Annotated in this window: 21 protein-coding genes; 12 read left to right on the top strand and 9 right to left on the bottom strand. The window is 69.5% G+C overall.

The features are described from left to right. Positions 1–215: 215 nt before the first annotated feature. Genes ACIBCU_RS34855 through ACIBCU_RS34845 form a run of 3 tightly spaced genes read right to left on the bottom strand, consistent with a single transcriptional unit; the run spans position 216 to position 1,480 of the window. Positions 216–443, bottom strand: coding sequence for a DUF397 domain-containing protein (locus tag ACIBCU_RS34855; protein ID WP_399236417.1), 228 nt, complete (start codon positions 441–443; stop codon positions 216–218). Next, entirely contained in the window at positions 436–624 is a 189-nt protein-coding gene (locus tag ACIBCU_RS34850; protein WP_399236415.1) for a DUF397 domain-containing protein, read from the bottom strand. Before ACIBCU_RS34850 ends, ACIBCU_RS34855 begins: the two co-directional genes overlap by 8 nt. 10 nt (positions 625–634) lie before the next feature. Then, complete coding sequence (locus tag ACIBCU_RS34845; RefSeq protein WP_399236413.1) at positions 635–1,480, bottom strand: helix-turn-helix domain-containing protein; 846 nt, start codon at positions 1,478–1,480, stop codon at positions 635–637. A gap of 204 nt (positions 1,481–1,684) precedes the next feature. Here ACIBCU_RS34845 and ACIBCU_RS34840 point away from each other — a divergent pair, with 204 nt between their 5' ends. Continuing rightward, a complete protein-coding gene (locus tag ACIBCU_RS34840; protein ID WP_399236411.1) occupies positions 1,685–2,149 on the top strand; it encodes an ATP-binding protein in 465 nt (154 codons plus the stop codon). Positions 2,150–2,158: 9 nt separating this feature from the next. Here the strand turns inward: ACIBCU_RS34840 and ACIBCU_RS34835 are convergent, their stop codons facing one another. Beyond that, complete coding sequence (locus tag ACIBCU_RS34835; protein WP_399236409.1) at positions 2,159–2,542, bottom strand: VOC family protein; 384 nt, start codon at positions 2,540–2,542, stop codon at positions 2,159–2,161. 455 nt (positions 2,543–2,997) lie between these two features. Continuing rightward, positions 2,998–3,603 (bottom strand): SigE family RNA polymerase sigma factor, encoded by a 606-nt coding sequence (locus ACIBCU_RS34830; protein ID WP_399236407.1) that lies wholly within the window; start codon positions 3,601–3,603, stop codon positions 2,998–3,000. A gap of 666 nt (positions 3,604–4,269) precedes the next feature. On the opposite strand from ACIBCU_RS34830, the gene ACIBCU_RS34825 reads away from it, so the two are divergent. Beyond that, on the top strand, positions 4,270–4,929 hold the full coding sequence (locus ACIBCU_RS34825; protein WP_362932547.1) for an alpha/beta fold hydrolase: 660 nt from the start codon (positions 4,270–4,272) through the stop codon (positions 4,927–4,929). A gap of 230 nt (positions 4,930–5,159) precedes the next feature. Further along, positions 5,160–6,296, top strand: a complete 1,137-nt coding sequence (locus ACIBCU_RS34820) for an alpha/beta hydrolase (RefSeq protein WP_399236404.1) — start codon at positions 5,160–5,162, stop codon at positions 6,294–6,296. Between the two features lie 140 nt (positions 6,297–6,436). On the opposite strand, the gene ACIBCU_RS34815 is transcribed toward ACIBCU_RS34820, so the two are convergent. After that, entirely contained in the window at positions 6,437–8,014 is a 1,578-nt protein-coding gene (locus ACIBCU_RS34815; RefSeq protein WP_399236454.1) for an adenosine deaminase, read from the bottom strand. A gap of 114 nt (positions 8,015–8,128) precedes the next feature. Continuing rightward, on the bottom strand, positions 8,129–8,758 hold the full coding sequence (locus ACIBCU_RS34810; RefSeq protein ID WP_399236402.1) for a histidine phosphatase family protein: 630 nt from the start codon (positions 8,756–8,758) through the stop codon (positions 8,129–8,131). Positions 8,759–8,962: 204 nt separating this feature from the next. Between ACIBCU_RS34810 and ACIBCU_RS34805 the strand changes: the two genes are divergently transcribed. The 6 genes from ACIBCU_RS34805 to ACIBCU_RS34780 all read left to right on the top strand — a co-directional run bounded on the left by ACIBCU_RS34805 (position 8,963) and on the right by ACIBCU_RS34780 (position 17,087). Next, entirely contained in the window at positions 8,963–9,343 is a 381-nt protein-coding gene (locus ACIBCU_RS34805) for a hypothetical protein (protein WP_362932720.1), read from the top strand. Then, complete coding sequence (locus ACIBCU_RS34800; protein WP_399236400.1) at positions 9,343–11,121, top strand: alpha/beta hydrolase; 1,779 nt, start codon at positions 9,343–9,345, stop codon at positions 11,119–11,121. Before ACIBCU_RS34805 ends, ACIBCU_RS34800 begins: the two co-directional genes overlap by 1 nt. Before the next feature lie 362 nt (positions 11,122–11,483). Beyond that, a complete protein-coding gene (locus ACIBCU_RS34795) occupies positions 11,484–11,663 on the top strand; it encodes a hypothetical protein (protein ID WP_399236398.1) in 180 nt (59 codons plus the stop codon). 115 nt (positions 11,664–11,778) lie between these two features. Then, positions 11,779–12,768, top strand: a complete 990-nt coding sequence (locus ACIBCU_RS34790; protein WP_399236451.1) for an NlpC/P60 family protein — start codon at positions 11,779–11,781, stop codon at positions 12,766–12,768. Positions 12,769–13,068: 300 nt separating this feature from the next. Further along, a complete protein-coding gene (locus ACIBCU_RS34785; protein WP_362932558.1) occupies positions 13,069–13,800 on the top strand; it encodes a phosphatase PAP2 family protein in 732 nt (243 codons plus the stop codon). 230 nt (positions 13,801–14,030) lie between these two features. Continuing rightward, positions 14,031–17,087 (top strand): tetratricopeptide repeat protein, encoded by a 3,057-nt coding sequence (locus ACIBCU_RS34780; RefSeq protein WP_399236395.1) that lies wholly within the window; start codon positions 14,031–14,033, stop codon positions 17,085–17,087. Positions 17,088–17,091: 4 nt separating this feature from the next. On the opposite strand, the gene ACIBCU_RS34775 is transcribed toward ACIBCU_RS34780, so the two are convergent. Next, entirely contained in the window at positions 17,092–17,307 is a 216-nt protein-coding gene (locus ACIBCU_RS34775) for a hypothetical protein (RefSeq protein ID WP_362932562.1), read from the bottom strand. Between the two features lie 153 nt (positions 17,308–17,460). On the opposite strand from ACIBCU_RS34775, the gene ACIBCU_RS34770 reads away from it, so the two are divergent. After that, on the top strand, positions 17,461–18,345 hold the full coding sequence (locus ACIBCU_RS34770; RefSeq protein ID WP_399236393.1) for a hypothetical protein: 885 nt from the start codon (positions 17,461–17,463) through the stop codon (positions 18,343–18,345). A gap of 99 nt (positions 18,346–18,444) precedes the next feature. Beyond that, complete coding sequence (locus ACIBCU_RS34765) at positions 18,445–18,654, top strand: hypothetical protein (RefSeq protein ID WP_362932566.1); 210 nt, start codon at positions 18,445–18,447, stop codon at positions 18,652–18,654. A gap of 22 nt (positions 18,655–18,676) precedes the next feature. On the opposite strand, the gene ACIBCU_RS34760 is transcribed toward ACIBCU_RS34765, so the two are convergent. Continuing rightward, positions 18,677–19,024: a metal-sensitive transcriptional regulator gene (locus ACIBCU_RS34760; RefSeq protein WP_322984270.1), complete on the bottom strand. Its 348-nt coding sequence runs from the start codon at positions 19,022–19,024 to the stop codon at positions 18,677–18,679. 221 nt (positions 19,025–19,245) lie between these two features. On the opposite strand from ACIBCU_RS34760, the gene ACIBCU_RS34755 reads away from it, so the two are divergent. After that, positions 19,246–19,866 (top strand): DUF47 domain-containing protein, encoded by a 621-nt coding sequence (locus ACIBCU_RS34755; protein ID WP_073743490.1) that lies wholly within the window; start codon positions 19,246–19,248, stop codon positions 19,864–19,866.

Raw genomic sequence — 19,866 nt, 5'->3', positions numbered from 1 at the left:
TTACCCAGGACCAGTTTGCAGCCCACGCCGACGTTGTTTCTAAGCGGACCGCCCAGGCCTCTGCAAGGGCCGAAGAGGCAGTCTGCGGTGCACCGAGTAGAGCCCGAGGGGCCGGTCCCTGCGGCACCAGGTGGCGCGGTGCCGCCTGAGTCCAGGTGAGGACCAGCCACCGGCGTCCGTCGATGATCTGGCTGCGCGGCGTGCCACGGAGGGGATCAGCCTGCGTCGGTCTCGGCGAAGTGGTCGAATTCGCCGGCCACGACACCCTTGGCGAACGCCTCCCACTTCTCCACGGTGGTGGTCACCACCGTGGAGGGGTCGCCGGTCTCACGGAGATGTACGAGTTCCCCGGGCCCGAAAGCGATCTCGATCCAGGGCCCGGGGCCCTGCGCGTCCTCGGGGGCGGCGCGGGTCCAGGTGAGGTCGGCGGGGGCGTCAGCCATGGTCGTGGGTTTCCTTGACGGTGCGGATGAGGGCGGCCCAGGCGGAGGGGCTGGTCCGGAGTATCGCGCCGGTGGGGTCGCTGCTCTCGGTGAGGGCGACGGATCCGTGGTCGGCGGCGATGTGTATGCACGAGTTGCCCTGAGCACAGTAGGACGACTTCTGCCAAGCGAGTGTGGACATCTTCGATCCCTCACAGATTCCGGGCGATGGTGTGTATGAAGTCGCGTGACTTCGCGGGTGCGAGGGCGATGGCCTCGATCCGGCCCAGCAGTACGCGGTACTTCTGCAACTGCGCCTCTGCGTCCAGGAAAACTGGACCGTGCGACTGGTCCAGGTTGACACTGTCGAGCTGCGGTACAGAGCCGTGGATGTAGTAGATCGACTGTCCTGATCCGGCAAAGGCCCCTGCGGAGAAGGGGATGACCTGAAGTACGACATGAGCGTGGTCGCTCATGTCCGCGAGGTGGTCCAGCTGTTGGCGGGCCACCTTCGGCCCGCCGAACTGCATGCGCAGGGCAGCCTCATGGATGACAACGTGCTGGGGGGTCGGCGGATCGCGGTACAGGACTGCTTGCCGCTTGATGCGGAACGAGATGCGGTGCTCGATGTCGGGCGGCGACAGTTCGGGCGCGTCCTGGCGGAAGATCTCACGGGCATGCTCCGGGGTCTGAAGAAGCCCGGGGATGTGGACGGTGACAGCGGTGCGCATGCGCCCTGCGTGGTGCTCGATCTCGGCGAGATCCAGCAGAGGTGCGGGCAGGATCTGGCGGTACTCCTCCCACCAGCCGCGTGTGCGGTCGGAGGTCATCTCGCAGAGCGCCTCGACGACCTCCCGGTCCGTGCAGCGGTAATGGTCGGCCAGCGTACGGACCCTGTCCGGGCTCACGCCTACGCGGCCGGCCTCCATGTTGCTGATCTGGTTCTGCTTCACGCCCAGAAGTCGGCCGGCCTGTGTCGCGGTGAGGCCGGCGCGCTCACGGAGCTTCCGCAGTTCACCGCCGAGGCGTAGCTGGCGGCCTGTGGGGTTCGTCCTCACCGGTCGGCTCGCCTCCTTGAACGCCTCGTCACCCGCACGGGTGGTAGTTCACTCATTACTCAGCTTTCGGTTAATACATTAGCCATGACTGGCTACCTTGGGGACCAGGCCACCCGCCCGGAAGTACCCCGCTCGACGGAGCGGCCTCGTCACCGGGCCACGCGACACGCACATTCCAACGCTCCTCCGCGAACGGAGACTTCCATGGCTCTGGCCACCGTAACGCCGCCCTGGGCGTACACCCTGCAACTTCCTCAGGATCCCCGTGGGCCCGGGATCGCCCGGGCGACTCTTCGGACTGTGCTGACGGTGCACGGGATGCGGAATCTCATCGACACCGCCGAACTGCTGGCAAGCGAACTGGTCACCAACGCCTACCGGCACTCCTCCGGCTCGTACTCGCTCCGGCTGTGCGGGGCGGGGCGGAACCGGGTGCGGGTCGGGGTGTGGGACTCCAGCCCGGAGATCCCGGATCCGTTCGGCCGGGACGACACCGCGAGCGCGCCTGGGGTTCTCGCCGAGCGCGGGCGGGGCCTCCACCTCGTGCGGGCGTATGCGGACAGCTGGGGGGCGTACCTGATCCGGGGCGGTCTGCCGGGGCAGGGCGGCAAGGTGCTGTGGGTCGAATGCGTGTGGAAACCGGAGGACCGGTGGGGTGGTCCGGCCTGACACGCGGGGTCAGAGGGGCTGGAGCCGGGTGCGCAGGAGGCAGAACTCGTTGCCTTCCGGGTCCGCCAGGACATGCCAGCTCTCGGTGCCGGTCTGGCCCACATCGGCGGGCCTCGCGCCGAGGGCGAGCAGTCGCTCCAGCTCGGCGTCCTGGTCGCGGTCGGTGGCGTTGACGTCGATGTGCAGCGGGAGCCTCCCGGCTCGCGGGTCGCTGCTGGGGCTGAGGACGAGCGTGGGCTGCGGGCCGCCGAAGCCGGCGTCGGGAGGCCCGATCTCGATGCTTCCGTCGTCCTCCCGGCCGAGCTCGACATAGCCGAGAACCTCGCTCCAGAACGCGGCGAGCCGCTCGGGGTCGGCGGCGTCGAGGATCAGCTCACTGATGCGGCATGCCATGCCGGTGAGTGTAGGCAAGCGCGGGGGTGACCGGAGTGTCAGTGGGGTGATCTACCGTGACGTTGAGTGAGGGGGCCGGGATAGCTCGATGACCGACGGGGAGCCTATGCCCAATGCCACTGGCTCGGCCGGGCAGCGCGGCGACTCGCTCTACGGTGCGATAGGTCTAGGTGCCTCGTCCGGTGCGGAAGGGGCGGGTGAAGGTGAGGTGCTGTTGCTCGGGCTAGCTGGTGGGGGAGTGTCGGCGGGGAGTGATGGGTCGCCTTGTGAGAGGAGCCGCGGCAGCACGAGGAGGACGGCTGCCAGTGCTGTGGCCAGAAGGACTACCGCAGCCTTGCGCAGTCCGGGGTGGAAGACCATCCGTGCGCGGGTCCATGGTGGGGAGGCCGGGCGGAGGGCGGTGACTTGGTTGGCCCGGGCGTGCAGTGCGGCGCGAAGGCGGTCCTCGACGGCTGTCATGGCGTCTCCCTCAGTCTTCTGGCCAGAGCCGTGAGTGCCCGGCTCGCTGTGGACTTCACTGCACCCCGAGACAGGCCCAAGGCTGCTGCGATGTCCGCTTCGGACATGTTCGACCAGTACCTGAGGACGAGGACCTCCCGCTGGCGCATGGTGAGCAGTCTCAGTGCTCGCAGCACTTCCTGGTGTTCTTCCTTGAGGAGGATCTCTTCCTCCGGTGGTGGTGCGGGGAGGATGCGCGGGGGGATGTAGGCGCGCACAGTGCGCCTCCTGCGCAGGACATCCCTGGAGGTATTGACCACGCTGCGCCGTACGTAGGCTTCGGGGTCGGCGATGCTGTCGAGCGTATTGCCGTGACGTCGGTAGAGGCTGGCAAAGGCTTCCTGGACGACGTCCTCGGCTGTGGGGATGTCGTCGACCAGGAGGGCCGCCAGGCGCACGAGGTCGAGCCTGCGGTGGCGGTACAGCATGTCGATTTCTTCCGACGCTGTGCCGGACGACCGGCCCTTGAGGTCCGGTCTCCTTCGGCCCTGGGAGAGGCGGGCCAGTAGCCATTGCCGCCAGCTGCGCGGGAAAGCACCTTCACAGGTGAAAACGGCAGCCATCAGCGCCCTTCCCTCGCGGACGGCATGGTGACGCCCTGACGGTGTGCGTGCCGGCCGTCATCCGAGCCGGGGCGCCGGGGGGACGCCGGGAAGGTACCGCAGCCGGTTCCCCGGCGGGTTATTTCTGGCATAGGGGTCAATCTGTCCGAGTGGATAGAGCGGTTCAGGGCTTTCAGGGAGCGCCCACTACTGGGAAGGACGTGTGGGGCGCCGACAGGTTGCAGTTCACCGCGCGGTGTGAGCGTGCAGCTGTGGCCTGGCCTTTCTGCCACCTCCGGAACATGAATCGTAGGTAGCGTCCTGCAACCTCGGGCAGGCCCGCACGTCTGTCAGGTCGTGAAGGGATGTTCCGTCCTGGCACGGGACGTGTGTGCCCTGCTTGTGTACGGCACACCGACGTGCAGGTGAAATCTGAGGAAGACTGTGCTGAGAGTCAGAGTCGTTGCCGCTGCTGCGCTGGGCTGTCTGGGCCTGGTATCGGGCTGTTCGGGCCCGGCTGACAAGCCGGCGCGTGACGCGGAGGCGTCGATGTCCTCCGCGCCGGCGCCGTCCAGAACGGGGAGCCGCGCTCCCGCGCCGCCGCCGGATCATGAGCCGGTCTCGTACAAGCCGAGCTGGCCCGACCGGACCGTGCGCACGGCTCGGGGACATCTCGTCAACACGTGTGTGCCGAAGGATCTGAGGAGCAAGGCCACCACGCTGACGACCAGCGACGGGGTGCATCTGTCCGCGCTGGTCCTGGGGGATGGGCCCGATGGCGTTCTGCTGGATCACGAGCAGGGGTACAACATCTGCTCCTTCGTCGGCATCGGGCGGCAGTTGGCGGAGCGTGGCTATCACGTGGTGATTCCCGAGTACCGCAATCACGGTGCATCTGAGCACTTGGCCGACAACGAGCACATCGACCGCGATGCCCGGGCTGGGCTGGCTGAACTGCGCCGTGTCGGTGCGAAGAGGGTGTTCTTGGCGGGCGCGTCGTGTGGCGGTACGACGGCGGCTGTCGCCGGCGTGGACACACCTTTGCGAGTGGTGGGCCTTCTGATGATGTCCTCGCCTGCCCGGTGCCTCGGGGCCGACGGGGTGGCGGCGGTACGGAAGCTGAAGGTTCCGACGCTGTTGGTGGTGTCGCCCGGTGACATGCAAGGCGCGGTGGAGAAGCAGGTCCGAGAGGTTTACGCGGCCTCCGCTGCCCACGAGAAGGAGCTCGTCATCGACAAGAGCGGCTTCCACGGAACAAGCATGATCAAGCGGGCCGGTGCCTCAGGGGCCGCGTTGCAGGACCGGGTCATCACGTTTGTGGTGGATTCCTACAACGCCTCCCGTTGAAGGAAGCAGTCACTTTGGCCCCTGAGGCGAGGGCGGTGAGCGGCACCGCACGCTCCGACCCAGGCGCCGTACTTACGGATGGAGACATGTTGAAGCGACACAAGCGCACGAGAGCTTCGGTTCGCCTGCTGGGCCTGTCGGTGGGGGCGCTGTCCGTGGCCGCAGCCGCCTTCACGTATATGTCCACGGCGGGCGCCGTGGGAGTGAACGAGGCGACGGGACGGAGCCCGGTGTCTTCCTCAGGGACCACGAAGACGGTCCGCTACGACAGGGGGGACGCGGCCTGGCATCTGCCGCAGACGGGTGAACCGGTCGAGTTGACCGGTGTGGTGCACTACCCCGCCGACCTGGGCACAGGGCGGCATCCGCTGATCGTGATGATGCACGGGTTGCACGAGACCTGCGCCGACCGAAAAGCCGACGCCGCGCGCACGGCTGCCGAGCACAATGGTGACGACGCCGCGTATGAAGCCGCCACTGCGAAGCTGTTCGCCTGGCCGTGCGCACCGGGAACACCCGCCTTGCCCAGTGAGCTCGGGTACGACTACCTGGCCCGGACGTTGGCCGGACAGGGGTTTGTCGTGGTCTCGGTCGGCGCCAACGGCATCAACGCCTCCTCCCTGTCGGGCGATGACAACGCTGCCGCGCGGGCGGATCTCATCAACCGGCATCTGCGCATGTGGCAGGAGCTCAGCTCCAAGGACCAGGGCGAGCTCGCCGGAAAGTTCACCGACCCGGCCACCGGAGCGGCGCGACGCGTCGGCTTCGCCCACCACGTGGACATGGGCAACGTGGGGATCATGGGGCATTCCAGGGCAGGGGCCGGGGTCACCTGGCAGGCGGCTGACAGGCATAGGGGGCAGTGGCCCAAGGGCGTCGACGTCAAGGCGGTGGCGGCGGTGGCGCCCGCCTACAACGTGATGACGGAGGACATGTCCAACTACACGATCACCAAAACCCCCTTCGCCACCTTCCGGGGAACATGCGACGGACAGGTCGGCGGTGAGGCGCTCTGGTTCGCGGCCGACGCGGCGAACGGGAACCGGAGTGGCTTCTACCGGTTCGCGGTACACGGGGCGAACCACAACTACTTCAACACGCAGTGGTCGCCTCAGAGCCGTCAGGTCGCAGCCGCCGACGATGCCAGGCCGGTGGAAGGACACCCCGGGCAGTGCACTGACCGTGAGGGTGCGGCGCCGGCCAGGCAGCTGACCGAGCCGCAGCAGCGCCATGTCGCCGCCACGTACCTAGGTGCCTTCTTCCGCCGCCACCTCCTCGGCGACACCGGGCAGGACCAGGTACTGACGGGGGCGCGGCATCCCGACGCGGCCATTACGGAGGTGGACGTCACCACCGGTGCTCCCTGAACGGCAGCCGTCTGCGCAGAGGAACGCGCGCGGGGTGCAGCGGGGTTCGGACGCTTACGTGGTTGCCGCCCCGTACGGACGGTCGTGGCTGCGGGGGCGCGGGCCCGCTTTCGGGCTGGGCCCGCGCCCTCTCCGGAGGATCAGCCGGCGTAGCGGGCCTCGAAGGCGCGGAAGGACCGCTCCTGGCGCAGTTCCAGGCCGGCCTTCGGGTTCCGGTCGGTGAAGCGGGCGCAGCGCGCCGACTCCAGGACCCGGCACTCCTCGATCGGGCGGAAGCCCTGGCGTACGGGGTCGGGGCGCCACAGGCTGCGGCCCGGCAGGAAGCTGTACTCCAGGGAGGCCCGGGCCAGGTCCTTCAGCTCCGGGTAGCCGAGTGCGTACGTACGGGCCGCACGGCGGTACTCCTGGCCGATGTCACCGCGTGAGACCCCGGGGTCGTCGGTGGACAGCACCACGGGGACCCCGTACTTCCGGTAGACGGGGAACGGGTGCTCGTCGCCCTCGACCTGGAGGATCTGCGCGTTGCTGGTGAGGGGGACTTCGACGGCGATCTGGCGGCGCGCCATGTCGCGGGCCAGGCGCTGCCAGTCGTCCTCCTGTACGAGGTCGACGCCGTGGCCGATGCGTTCGGCCTGGCCGGTGCGTACGGCGTCGTCGATGTGGAAGGTGAGGTCCTCGGGCTTCACCAGTCCGGGGACGAGCTCGCCGGCGTGCAGGGTGATGTGGGCGCGGGGGTAGACGCCGTGCAGGTAGTTCAGCATGCGCATGTGCAGGCGGTAGTCCCGGAGGGAGATCTCACCGTCCTCCGGCTGGACCAGGTTGACGGCGACGAACCGCTGGTCGCGTTCGGCCAGGCGGAGCCCCAGGGCGATCTGGGTGAAGACGCGCTCCGGGGCGCTGTTGCGTGACACCTGGGAGATCCAGCGCACCGTGATCCGGCATGCGGGGCCGGGATTGGCGGTCGCGCACTTCGCGGTCTCGCGGAACTCGGCGTCGGCGGTGTCGGCTTCCTGCTTCGCCGTCGTCACGAGCTGGTCGAGCCGGCCACCGGCGAGCAGCTTGCGGTGCAGGGCTGCCAGGTCGGCGTCCCAGCCGACATCCGTCGCCAGCTGCTTGGCGCCCGCCGAGGCGGGGCTGACCATGGTCTCCAGATACGTCTGGTTCTGCGCGGCGGCGGTGCCCGCCACGTCGGCCAGCATCTTTCCCCGGTGCGACGTCGCGGCGCCGAACTTCCCGAACGTGGCGAAGAAGTGGTCGTGGCCCGACTCGCCCTGCGGGAAGTCCTGCATGGACCAGGCCCGGACGATCTCCTGGCGGAACCGGCTGTCGGTGAGGGCGTCGGCGGCCGGCCGGGTGCCGGCACCGCACGGTGCTGCGACGGCGGTCATCGTGGAATCGATGCAGAGGCCGTCGTCGGCCGCGAGCTGGATGAGGTACTCGGTCCGTACCGCTCCGGACAGATGATTGTGCAGGTCACCGCCCTTGGGCAGGTCCCGGAAGAAGAGGGCGGCCTCCTTCGGGTGGGTGTTCAGCCAGGCGGTGGTGCGGGCCTCGGCGGGGGTGGCGGTCCGGGGCGGAGGTACGGGTGCGGAGGCGGCGGCCCGCGCGGGCGGTCCGGCGGGCAGTGATGCGGCCAGGGCGGCTGCGGCGAGGCCTGCGGCCGTCAACAGCCGTCGGGCGCGGGATGAGTTGCGGTGTACGGAGATCACGCCTTGCATGATCACGAAGAGTGGCTCGCGTCATCCCGGACAGCGAGGGCGGCGGCCCGTAAACCATCCGTCCGGGGGACATGCGGGGGACACCCGGGGGACGCATGAGCCGCCCGGCGCGGCTTACGCGCGGAGCTCCGGCGGGAATCCTGTCCAGCGGAGGGCCTCCGGGAGGTGCCCCATGTCGTTGACCATGACCAGGGCGGCGGGCCTGCCGGGGGCGTACCGGATGACGGTCAGCGCCGCGTTGGCGTGGTTGAGGCCCAGCCAGCGCCAGGCGGGGGCGTCGAGGGCGTCGCGTACCAGCCAGGCGGCCAGAAACGCGTGGGTGACGACCAGTTCGTAACGGGGGCCGTCGCCGTCCGCCGGGCCGGTGAACAGTGCCTTCGCGGAGTCGGCCAGCTCCGGACCCCGGCTGCGTTCGGCGTACGGGAACTGCTCGACGAACCCGAGGAGCCGGTCCGCCGACTCCTCGGGCAGCTCGTCCCGTCGCGGGACGTAGGGCACGTAGTCCCCGGCCGGCTCCGAGGCATGGAGGGGTATGCCCTCCCCGAGCCGCTCGTGGACCAGCCGGGCGGTCTGCGCGGCCCGGGGGAGCGGGCCGTGGTGGACGGCGGAGAACGGTATGCCCCGGAGCCGCTCGCCGAGGAGTGCCGCCTGGCGGCGGCCCCGTTCCGTCAGTTCGGTCTCGTCCGTGGACGCCTCGCCGTGCCGGGCGATGTAGAGGAGACGGGTCGCGTTCGCGGTGGCCATGGGGCCCTTTCGGCTGGTCCGGGTGGCGCAGGGAGGGACGGTGTCTCCCTCCGGCCGGTTCCGGGTCGCGCGTTCGGGTGATGTCGGTGCGGTCGCTTCCTTGCGGGGGCGGGGTTCCGGCTCACGCCGCCGGTACGCCCGGCGTGTCGGGCACGCGGCGTTTGGCACAGTGCCGCTCCGTGATCGAGGAACGGGGTGAGCGTGATGGCCGTGGCGCAGGGACTGGATGAGCCGGTGGGCCCGCCGAGCGGGGGTGACTGCGGCCCGAGGCTGAATCACAGCGACGGGCCGTGGCTGCGGGCGGCAGGGGGCGCAGCGGAGCTGGCGACCCATCTGGCGCCCGTACGGGGAGATTTGGGGCTGGCGCACCAGGGGCTCATGGCGGGGGCGGGCCGGCTGACCGCGCTGGCGGAGCTCGCGGCCGTGCGGGAGTCCTGGGAGCGGAGGTTCCAGGCGGCGCAGGGCGAGTGCGGGAGCCTGGCGGCCAAGCTGCGGGACGTCGCGCGTACGCAGGGCGCCACGAACGAGGCCGTACGGTCGTCGTTCGCCGCGGTGGCCGTTCCGTGCCAGGGCGGTGAGCGGTGATGCCGACGCTGACCTGGACGGAGTTACGGGAGCTGAAGTGCGCCGAGCTGGAAGGCGCGGCCGACGGGTGGGGCAAGTCGAGCAACCGAGCCGACGCGGCACGGGACCGCATCGAGCAGCAGCTGCTCACCGGGCTCCGCGACACGCAGGAGGGCGAGGCGGCACAGGCGGCGGTCGCGCGGCTGCGGCAGCTGGGGCGGAACTTCCAGTACGTGTACACCGAGTGCGGGCTGCTCCGTACGACTTTGAACTCCCTGGCCCACGAGATGAAGGCCCAGCAGCGGGCACTGAACGAGGCGCTGGACGATGCGGCCGCGCTGAGGTTCACGGTGCACGCGGACGGTTCGGTGACGTACCCGGCTGCGGGCGGGCCGCTCACCGACGCCGCGCCGCTGCGTGGCGGCACGGCGTCGTCGAGTGGGCTGCCGGGGCTTGCACCGCCCTCGGGCCTGGTCGCACCGAACCCCAACGCGGCCAAGGCGCAGGACATCGCGGACCGGGTGACCGGGGCGGTGCGGGCGGCGGCCGAGATCGACTGGCGGTACGCGGGAATCCTGCGCCGGCTGAAGGCGGAAGAGGGGCTGAAGGTCCCGGACTCCACATGGAAGGACGCGGCGGGCGACGCGGCAGCGGTGCGGGGGGCGGCGGGGGCGTACCTGAAGGACGCCATCCCGCACGATGCGTCTCCGGCGGAGCGGCGGGACTGGTGGGCGGGGCTGACCCAGGAACAGCGCGAGGAGTACCTCGCGGTGTACCCGGACGAGATCGGAAACCTGGACGGAATCCCGGCCCTGGCCCGGGACGCGGCCAACCGGGACAACCTGCGGTTGCTGATCGGGGAGCTGGAGGGGCGGGACGACGAGAGGTCGGTGACGCAGCTGGCGGGGCTGCGGGAGATCGACCGGCAGTTGGGGGCGGGGGCCAAGCCTGGGGAGCCGCCGATGTACCTGCTGGGTGTCAGTGGAGAGGGGAACGGACGAGCGATCGTCGCGTTCGGCAATCCTGACGCGGCGAAGAATGTGGCGGCGTATGTGCCGGGGCTGAACACATCGCTGGATGAGGACTTCGCGAAGAATGATCTGAAGCGTGCCCGTGATACTGCCATTGCGACTCGAGAAATTGACTCATCGAGTGCGACTGTTGCATGGCTTGGGTATGACGCTCCGCAGCTTCTGGACGGGCTGGACAGTTTGGACGTCATGGGAGATGAAAGGGCAGAGGTCGGAGGCCGTCAATTCGGTGGATTTATGGAAGGGTTGGCTGTCTCGAACGAAAATGACGACCCACACATGGTGGCCATTGGGCACTCCTATGGGTCGCGCACAGTCGGCGCTGCGACGCAAGAGGACGGTGGGATGTCCAACGTCGACGACATTGTCCTGGTGGGCAGTCCAGGCGTTGGCGTCGATCGAGCTGAAGAATTAGGAGTGGGGAGAGAACATGTATTTGTCGGCGCAGCCGAGAACGACATGGTGACAAGGGCGTCATCCAAGTTTCAGGCGAGTCTCGGCGGTGTTGCAGGCCCTCCCGGGTTCGCGGTGGGGGAGGTGCTGGATGGAAACGATCTGTGGTTCGGCAGAGATCCTGCGAGCGAAGGCTTTGGTGCCACGCGTTTCCGGTCCGATGAAGGACCCCCACTGGTCGGACCGGACGGATTCTCGTTTGGCGCCCACTCGCAATATTTCGAAAGAAATGGTGCGGACCCGGTGTCCGCGGACAATATTGCTCTCATCGCGGCAGGTAAGGCTCACAAGATCAAGCTGGAGGAACCACGTTGAGACTTAAGTCCTGGGGCATCGTGCTGGCCCTACTTCTGGGGTCGTTGTCGTCGGCGGTAGGTTGCGAAAGCGGGGAGGGGCACGTAGTGAATATGCAGACAGCCGCCGAACAGTCCGATGGAATTTTGGACGGCGTTTTCCGGGCGGTTCGTCCAGAGGTGAGGTGGACGCATGGCCCAACTACCTCAGGCAGCTGTGAAGTATCCCGTCGACGAACGGTCATGACGGTCATCTCGCCGGATCGGCGAGGCAGCTTCCTCGGGCTCGTCGATCGACATCTGCGAAACAGCGGGTATCGGATCAGCGCCCTGAATAAGGACGTAGAGTTTCCGGCCATTTATGCGCGGACCGAGGAGGGCTACATGGTGAGCCTGAGATTCGGTGGCGAGGGGCAGGCCTTCTTCCGCGTCGACTCCCCTTGCGTCGAGGAGTCAGAGGTCGCCGAGTCCACCACCAAGGCGACCGCGCCTACCTACGAAGGCATGGAGCACATCCCCCGCCCCAACATCCGCTCGCCGTTCTGGTCCGCCGGCGCCCCCTGATCCCCCTCGGCCGCCCCTGACGCCCCCTCATGCCCCCGTCCACCCGTACACACCAGCGAATCTCGTCGTGAACCGCGCCCGAATGGGGGATGGTTGAGGCGTGCGGAAATACTGGGTGTTCGTCGGCGGTGGGATCGGGCTGGGCCTGTGCTTCATCGCCCTGCTCGTCGTCGGTACGTACTCCGCCGCCGCCGGGATCTCCGGGGCGAGCGGAGCCGTAGGGCTGGCCAAGGGGGCCGTGCCCGCGCGGTACCAGCCGCTCGTCGAGAAGTGGGGCAACCTCTGCCCCGCCATCAACCCCGCTCTGCTGGCGGCGCAGTTGTATCAGGAAAGTGGCTGGAATCCGCGCGCCCAGAGCCATGCCGCCGCGCAGGGCATCGCGCAGTTCATCCCCGGGACCTGGGCCTCGCACGGCATCGACGGGGACAAGGACGGGGACCGGGACGTATGGGACCCCGCCGACGCGATCCCGTCCGCCGCGTCCTACGACTGCGAGCTCGCCGGGTACGTCAAGAAGGTGCCGGGCGATGCGACGGACAACATGCTCGCCGCGTACAACGCCGGTGCGTACCGTGTGATCCGGGCGGGCGGGGTGCCCGCGATCAGCGAGACGCAGAACTACGTAAAGATCATCAGGTCGCTGGAGAAGAGTTTCGCCAAGCCGGTCGGCCGGGTGCAGCCTTCGCAGCAGGCCGCCGGGGCCATCTACTTCGCGCAGAAGAAGCTGGGTACCCCCTATCTCTGGGGCGGGAACGGGACGGCCGACCAGGGGGGCCGGTTCGACTGTTCCGGGCTGACTCAGGCCGCGTACCGGACGGTCGACATCGAGCTTCCCCGAGTGGCCAACGATCAGTACAACGCCGGCCCGCACCCCTCCCGGGAGGAGCTCCTCCCCGGGGACCTGGTGTTCTTTTCGGACGATCTGAACAACTCGCGGGCCATCCGGCACGTGGGGCTCTACGTCGGTGGCGGCTACATGATCAACGCGCCGTACACCGGCGCGGTGATCCGGTTCGACAAGATCGACACCCCCGACTACTTCGGTGCGACAAGGGTCACGGAAGACGGGGCCGCGGCGCTTCCCACCGCGCTCCCGGAAAGCTGACAGGCAGTCGGCCATGGCCGGAACTCTCCGTGAAGCCCAGGCCCTGAGCTGCGACGATGAGTCACTCTTCGATAACGTCATGGTGATCATTCGGTGGAGAGCGGAACGCAGAGAGCTGACAGGCCGTTCCCTGGACTGGGACAGCATGCGCAATGACCATGCGCGGCTGTCCAGACCGGTCAGGCGTGACGGCATCATGGCGTGGCGCGGCACTGAATCCGCACCGACCACGGGGGTCAGACCAAGGCGACGCACGCCGTTGTGCGTCGCAGCAGCAGACAAGGCAAGGGGCCGCGGCAGATGGCTGGACTCGCACTCGATGGGTCGAACCCCGATGTCAGCCTGCTCTACGACATCAATGGGCTGGCGAAGGCCGCTCCGACCTGGTTCGACCGGGTCATGGAGTTCGTCGGTGAATTCGGGATCATGTTCGCCATGGTCCTGGCGGTCCTGTGGTGCTGGTGGAGCGTACGCCGACGTGGGACGACCGAGGATTCGGTGACGGCGGTTGCCGGGCTCGTGTGGGCACCGCTCGCCGCCGGGATCGCGTTGCTCGTCAACATCCCGATCAGGGGCTTCGTGGAGCGGCCCCGTCCGTTCTTCGACCACAAGGGGCTCGAAGTCCTGGTGAAGGGCAAGACGGACTTCTCCTTCGTGAGCGACCACGCGACGATGGCGATGGCGATCGCCGTGGGGCTCTTCGTGGCCAACAGGAAGTTCGGCCTGGTGGCGATCGCGCTGGCGCTCCTCGAGGGCTTCTGCCGCGTCTACATGGGCGTGCACTACCCGACCGACGTGATCGGCGGCTTCGCTCTCGGCACCGCTGTGGCGCTGCTGCTCGCCCCGCTCGCGATGATGCTGCTGACTCCTCTGGTGGGGGCCGTGGCCCGCGCCGGAGCGCTCGGCCGGCTCGTCCGCTCGGGCGGGGCGGGCGCCACCGCCGGCGGGCGTGGCGAGGCGCAGGGGATCCCCGAGCCGAGCACGGGCTCCGGCCGTGGCGGTGCGCCCGGCGAGAGGGACCTCGCCGCGTAGGCATGGCGAACTCGCCGCGTAGGCGGAGAGAACCGGCGGTTCATGAGGGGCGTCCCGTAGAGGGGCGCCCCTCACGCATGGGCCGGGCAGCCCGAGGGGCCACTTCGGTGGTTCCGATCCCGTGCCCCCGACGGCGGGGCATCATGGCCGGAGATCCGGGGGTGGTGCATGTGGCCGGTCGGCGACCGACGCGGCAGGAAGTCAATCGGCGGCACGAGCGTTCGGGTTTCGTGGGGCGCCGCGGTGAGCTCGCGGTGTTCCGGGAGACGTTCGCGCGTGATCCGGAGGAGGCCGACTTCCCGTTCCTGTTCCATGTGCGCGGCAACGGGGGTGTGGGCAAGTCCACCCTCGTACGGCAGTGGGAGTCCACCGCCCGCGAGCAGTCCACCGTCGTCACGGCGTTCGTGGGCGACGAGGTGCACGACGCCGTCGAGGCGATGGAAGCCGTCGGCGCCCGGCTGGGCCGGCAGGGGCACCCGCTGAAGAGGTTCGACAAGCAGCTGGCGACCTACCGGCAGCGCCGGCACCAGGCCGAGAGCGCTGTCCCCGCACCGCAGCCCGACCCCGCGGGCGGTCTGGCCGTGCCGCCCGCGTCGCCGTCCAGCACGGTGGCGGCGCAGGTGGGGCTGGTCGGTCTCGGCATGGTGCCCGGGGTCGGGGCCTTCGTCGGAGCGGTGGATCCGCAGCAGGTCGCGCTGGGCGCGGACCGGATCCGGGCGGCCCTGAACATGCGCCTGCGCAGCCATGACGACGTGCGGCTGGTGATGGACCCGGTCGCGGTCCTCGCCCCGGTCTTCCTGGAGGATCTGGCCGAGGTCGCGGAGCGGTGCGCGCGGGTGGTGCTGTTCTTCGACGTGTACGAGCGGACCGGGCCCGTGCTCGACGCCTGGCTGCACGACATCGTCTTCGGCGAGGAGTACGGCGGCCTGCCGGTCAACGTCCAGGTCGTGCTCTCCGGCCAGACGCGCCTGGACACCCGGGTCTGGGGCGACCGGACGGGCCAGGTCACCGAGGTGTGCCTGGAGGTGTTCACCGAGGAGGAGGCCCGCACACTGCTCGCTACCCACGGCGTCACCGACGAGCCCAGCGTCGACCTGGTCCTGCGCCTGTCGGGGCGGCTCCCGCTGCTGGTCGACATGCTGGCCCGGAGCGACGCCGGCAGCGACGACAGCTTCGGGGATCCGTCGGAGACGGCGGTCGAGCGGTTCCTGAAGTGGGTACCGGACGCCCGGCGGCGTGAGGCGGCGCTGGCCTGTGCGCTTCCGCTGCAGATCGACGAGGACGTGTACCGGGCCGCCGTGCCGGAGGCCGCCGTCGGTGACTATCCCTGGCTGCGCGGTCTCGCGTTCGTCTCCACGCAGGCGGGCCGGTGCCGCTACCACGACGTGGTGCGTGCGGCGATGCTGCGCCTCCAGCGCGGTCAGTCGCCGACCCGCTGGCAGCAGGCGCACACCCGTCTTGCCGACGCGTTCGAGCAGTGGCGCCTGGCCGCGGAGTCCGGTCTCGGTACCGCCGCCGGCGTCTCCACGTGCTGGGAGGACGCCGTCTGGCGCGAACACCGGCTCAACGAGACGTACCACCGGCTGTGCGCGAACCACCGGACCGCCTTGCCCGACGCCCTCCACCAGGCCGTCCATGCCATCGACCACGACCTCGCCACGCTGCGCCGCTGGGCCCAGATCCTCGGTCAGGCAGGACATGACACGGAGACGGAGGTCCTCAGTTCCTGGGGGCGGCGCCTGGAAGCCGCCGGTGAGCAGGACGGGGCGAACACCACCGTGCCGGGTGTGCTGCTGGCCGCGCCCGGACTCGGTGCGTCCGGGCGTGCCCTGGCCCACTCCGTCCGGGCCGAGGCGTACCGGACCGCGGGCGACCACGAGAGGGCGCTGGCGGATTACGCGCTGGCCACGGACATCGATCCGGAGGCCTCCCGCCCCCACGCGGGCCGTGGTGAGACGTACCGGCTGATGGGCCGGCACGAGGAGGCGGTGGCCGCCTGTACGCGTGCGCTGGAGCTCGATCCCCTCGACGAGCGGACCGTCGGCAGCCGTGGGGATGCCTACAGGAGCCTGGGCCGCCACGACGAGGCACTCGCGGACTTCGCCCGCGCCATCGATCTCGACCCGGGGTACGCGTGGGCGTTCGGCAGCCGCGCCCGGGTCCACGAGGCGTTGGGCTGCCCCGAGGAGGCGGTGGCCGACTACACCCGGGCCATCGAGATCAACCCTCGGTACGCGTGGGCCTTCGGGAGCCGGGCGTACGTCCATCAGGTCCAGGGCCGCCATGCCGAGGCCCTCGCCGACTACACCCGGGCCGTCGAGGTCAACCCGCGGTACGCGTGGGCCTTCGCCAGCCGGGCCCGGGTCCACCACTTCACGGGCCACTACGAGGATGCCCTCGCCGACTACGCCCGGGCCGTCGAGATCGACCCGGACTATGCGTGGGCCCTCACCGGCCGGGCTGACACCCACGAGAAGCTCGGCCGTCCCGAGGAAGCGCTGGCCGACTACACCCGGGCCGTCGAGGCCGACCCCCGGTACGAGTGGGCCCTTGCGGGCCGAGGGGAGCTGTACCGGCAGCTGGGGCGGTACGAGGAAGCGCTGGCCGACCACTCCCGGGCCGTCGAGATCAACCCCGGGTACAGCCTGGCCATCCTCAGCCGTGGGATGGTCTTCCGCCGGCTGGGCCGGTACGAAGACGCGGCCGGCGACTACTCCCTGGCCATGGAGATCGACCCCGGGTCCGGGGTGTTCATCTCCCACCGCGCGGAGATGTACCGGCGGGCGGGCCGGTACGAGGAGTCGGCCGCCGACTACCGCGTGGTCATGGCGGCCGAGGCTCCCGCCGCGTGGTCGTTCGCCGGCCGCGCGCAGCTGCATCTGCGCCTCGGCCGGTACGAGGATGCCCTCGCCGACTGCGTACGGGCTGTCGAGATCAACTCCGATGACGGTTGGTACGTGGGCCTGTACGCCCTCTCCGCACGTCTGACGGGGAACGAGCAGGAGGCGGGGACGCACTTCCGGCGCGCGATCCGCATGCTCCTCGCTGACGGCTCCGGGGACAGCACCAGGCAGGCGCTGGTGCTGGGGTGCGTCCTGTTCATGCACTGCGCGCTCCAGGAATGGGAGCGTGCCACCGCGCGGTGCGACGACCTTCTGGGCCGGACGCCGGAGGCCCACGTGATCCGGGAGGTGCTGGAAGACCTCTCACTGCTCCGGGACGTCCAGCCGTCCGTGGTGCCCGGCACCGACCCTCTCGTACGCCGGCTGGGGGACGCGCTCGCCTGACCGCTCAGCGGTCCGTGCCGGCGCGGTGTTCGGCCGCGTCCGTGCGGGCCCGGTCGCGCGAGCGCCGGGCCGGTCCCGACCAGCCGCAGCTGCAGCGGGCGATGCAGAACGAGCCTCGTTCGACCGTGGTGATGCTGTGCGGCGGGGCAAGGGCTGTGGTGGGTGCGGAGCCCGGAGCGAGCGACGGGGCCGGGGCGTGGGCTGGGGGGTCCTCATGCACGGATCCACGGTACTGCGGGCCGGCTGGTGCCGTCACCGAGTGGGCCGATCGGCTTCCCGAAGGGGCACGGTGGCGTGACGGGGCGCCCCGGCCGTCGTTAGGCGAGGCGGGCGGGAACTCGGTCAGGTGTGCGTCGTTAAGGGTTGGCAGGCGATGGTGGTGCGGCAGCGCAGGTGCGGAGGCGGGCCACTGGCTGTGTTGGCCCTGGCGGTCGCAGGCGTGGTGACGGTGGGCAGCGGATGCTCCGGTACGGGCGGTGACGGCGGCGACGTGGCCGGTGAGCGCGTCGCCCGGGCCGGCCCGGCCGGCACCCCGGCGGCCGTGGTGCGCGGGGCGGCCGAGGCGCTCGCCGGTGCGGGCAGCGCCGAGGTGCGTACGTCGATGGAGACCGCGGCCGGCGGGACCCGGGTGACGATCAGGGGCCAGGGGGCGTACGACTTCCGCAGACAGCTGGGCCGGATCAAGGTCGTCCTGCCCAAGGACGCCGCCGGGGCCGACGAGCACCGGCCGATCACGGAGCTGCTGGCACCCGGTGCGCTGTACATGAAGAACCGCGGTGCCGGGGTGCCCGACGACAAATGGGTACGGATCGACACGACGACCCTGGAGGACGGGAATCTGGTCACCGGGGGCGTGACCGATCCGACGGCCTCCGCCGAGCTGCTGCGCGGCGCGGGCGATGTGACGTACGTCGGGCGGACGGAGCTGGCCGGGGTGGCGGTCCGGCACTACCGGGGGACGGCGGATCTCGGGCGGGCGGCGCGGGAGGCGTCGCCGTCCTCGCGCGCGGCGCTGGCCGCCGCGGCGAAAGGGTTCCGCACGGACACGGTGCCCTTCGACGTCTATCTGGACGACGCGGGCCTGCTGCGGAAGGTGCGCCACCACTTCACCTTCGCGACCGAGGGCCCGGCGGTCGCGGTGGTCTCGACGATGCTGCTGTACGGCTTCGGGGCGCCGGTCTCCGTGGAGCTCCCGCACGGGGCGGACATCTACACGGGGCGGGTCCAGCAGGGCGGGAGTGGCCCGGAAACGCCGTAGGGAGGGGGCCGAAATGGTCCGTCCGTGCCATGCGCGGTGCGTGCCGCGCTCCCTACGCTAGGGAGTCGGTGCGCCAGGAGTCGGCGACAGCAGAGAGAGGTGACGCAGGTGGTGACGCTCAGCGCTCCGAACGCTCAGGACTGTGTGGCCCTCGCCGAGATCGAACTCTGCGGCGAGCTCATGATCGCCGCGGCGGACGCGCTCGAGGACCGGCTCAGTCCCGACCGTATCGACGAGGTGCTCAACGTCAGGGGCGTTTCCTCCGAGCCGGTGCCGACGATCCCCCGGCAGGGCCGCCACCGGGGATGACCTTTCCCACTCCGGGCCGCGGTCAGGTCCGCAGGAGGCGGGCGATCGCCTTGGTGGCCTCCTCGACCTTCGCGTCGATCTCCTCGCCGCCCTTGAGAGCGGCGTCCGCGACGCAGTGGCGCAAATGCTCCTCCAGCAGCTGGAGCGCGAAGGACTGCAGGGCCTTGGTGGAGGCCGAGACCTGGGTGAGTATGTCGATGCAGTAGACGTCCTCGTCCACCATCCGCTGGAGGCCGCGGATCTGGCCCTCGATGCGGCGCAGCCGCTTGAGGTGCTCATCCTTCTGGTGGTGGTACCCGTGGATGCCGCGGTCGTGGTCGGTGACGACTGCTTCCGTACCGCCTGCTCCGGTGGCCTCGGTGGTGGTCATGGGGTCCTCCCGTTGTCCTCGTGGCCTGCGGTGAGCGTGCCGTTCCGTACCCTCTGTATACCCCTGCTGGGTATATCGTACCGAATCCAGCCGAAACGTGACCGGGGGGCCGTGCTGATCACTGTGCCCGATGCGCGACACTGAAGAACGCCGGTTAGCCGTGGCCGGATGATGCGCCTAGCATCAGCCTGACCGAATCCAAAGCACCCCGAGGACCCCACGTGCGCTTTCGTCTGACCCCCAGGGAGACGAGCTTCTACGACATGTTTTCCGCATCCGCGGACAACATCGTCACAGGCTCGAAGCTCCTGATGGAACTGCTCGGGGCGGATTCTGCCTCCCGAGTCGAGATCGCGGAGCGTATGCGGGCAGCGGAGCACGCGGGGGACGATGCCACCCACGCGATCTTCCACCAGCTGAACTCCTCCTTCATCACGCCGTTCGACCGCGAGGACATCTACAACCTCGCGTCGTCGCTCGACGACATCATGGACTTCATGGAGGAGGCCGTCGACCTGGTCGTGCTCTACCAGATCGACGAGCTCCCGAAGGGTGTCGAGCAGCAGATCGAGGTCCTGGCCAGGGCGGCGGAACTCACCGCCGAGGCCATGCCGAGTCTGCGGACCATGGACAACCTCACCGAGTACTGGATCGAGGTCAACCGTCTGGAGAACCAGGCCGACCAGATCCACCGCAAGCTGCTCGCGCATCTGTTCAACGGCAAGTACGACGCCATGGACGTGCTGAAGCTCAAGCAGATCGTGGATGTGCTGGAAGAGGCGGCTGACGCGTTCGAGCACGTCGCCAACACGGTGGAGACCATCGCGGTCAAGGAGTCCTGA

It is taken from the genome of Streptomyces sp. NPDC051064 (assembly GCF_044455985.1).
Taxonomy (GTDB): Bacteria; Actinomycetota; Actinomycetes; order Streptomycetales; family Streptomycetaceae; genus Streptomyces.
The sequence above is the reverse complement of the archived record's forward strand: the minus strand, read 5'-3'. Positions and strand labels throughout refer to the sequence as shown.

Coding starts and splice junctions, on each gene's coding strand:
- ACIBCU_RS34855 (WP_399236417.1), bottom strand. CDS start 443: ATGGCTGACGCCCCCGCCGACCTCACCTGGACCCGCGCCGCCCCCGAG.
- ACIBCU_RS34850 (WP_399236415.1), bottom strand. CDS start 624: ATGTCCACACTCGCTTGGCAGAAGTCGTCCTACTGTGCTCAGGGCAAC.
- ACIBCU_RS34840 (WP_399236411.1), top strand. CDS start 1,685: ATGGCTCTGGCCACCGTAACGCCGCCCTGGGCGTACACCCTGCAACTT.
- ACIBCU_RS34835 (WP_399236409.1), bottom strand. CDS start 2,542: ATGGCATGCCGCATCAGTGAGCTGATCCTCGACGCCGCCGACCCCGAG.
- ACIBCU_RS34830 (WP_399236407.1), bottom strand. CDS start 3,603: ATGGCTGCCGTTTTCACCTGTGAAGGTGCTTTCCCGCGCAGCTGGCGG.
- ACIBCU_RS34815 (WP_399236454.1), bottom strand. CDS start 8,014: ATGCAAGGCGTGATCTCCGTACACCGCAACTCATCCCGCGCCCGACGG.
- ACIBCU_RS34810 (WP_399236402.1), bottom strand. CDS start 8,758: ATGGCCACCGCGAACGCGACCCGTCTCCTCTACATCGCCCGGCACGGC.
- ACIBCU_RS34805 (WP_362932720.1), top strand. CDS start 8,963: ATGGCCGTGGCGCAGGGACTGGATGAGCCGGTGGGCCCGCCGAGCGGG.
- ACIBCU_RS34800 (WP_399236400.1), top strand. CDS start 9,343: ATGCCGACGCTGACCTGGACGGAGTTACGGGAGCTGAAGTGCGCCGAG.
- ACIBCU_RS34795 (WP_399236398.1), top strand. CDS start 11,484: ATGGTGAGCCTGAGATTCGGTGGCGAGGGGCAGGCCTTCTTCCGCGTC.
- ACIBCU_RS34785 (WP_362932558.1), top strand. CDS start 13,069: ATGGCTGGACTCGCACTCGATGGGTCGAACCCCGATGTCAGCCTGCTC.
- ACIBCU_RS34770 (WP_399236393.1), top strand. CDS start 17,461: ATGGTGGTGCGGCAGCGCAGGTGCGGAGGCGGGCCACTGGCTGTGTTG.
- ACIBCU_RS34760 (WP_322984270.1), bottom strand. CDS start 19,024: ATGACCACCACCGAGGCCACCGGAGCAGGCGGTACGGAAGCAGTCGTC.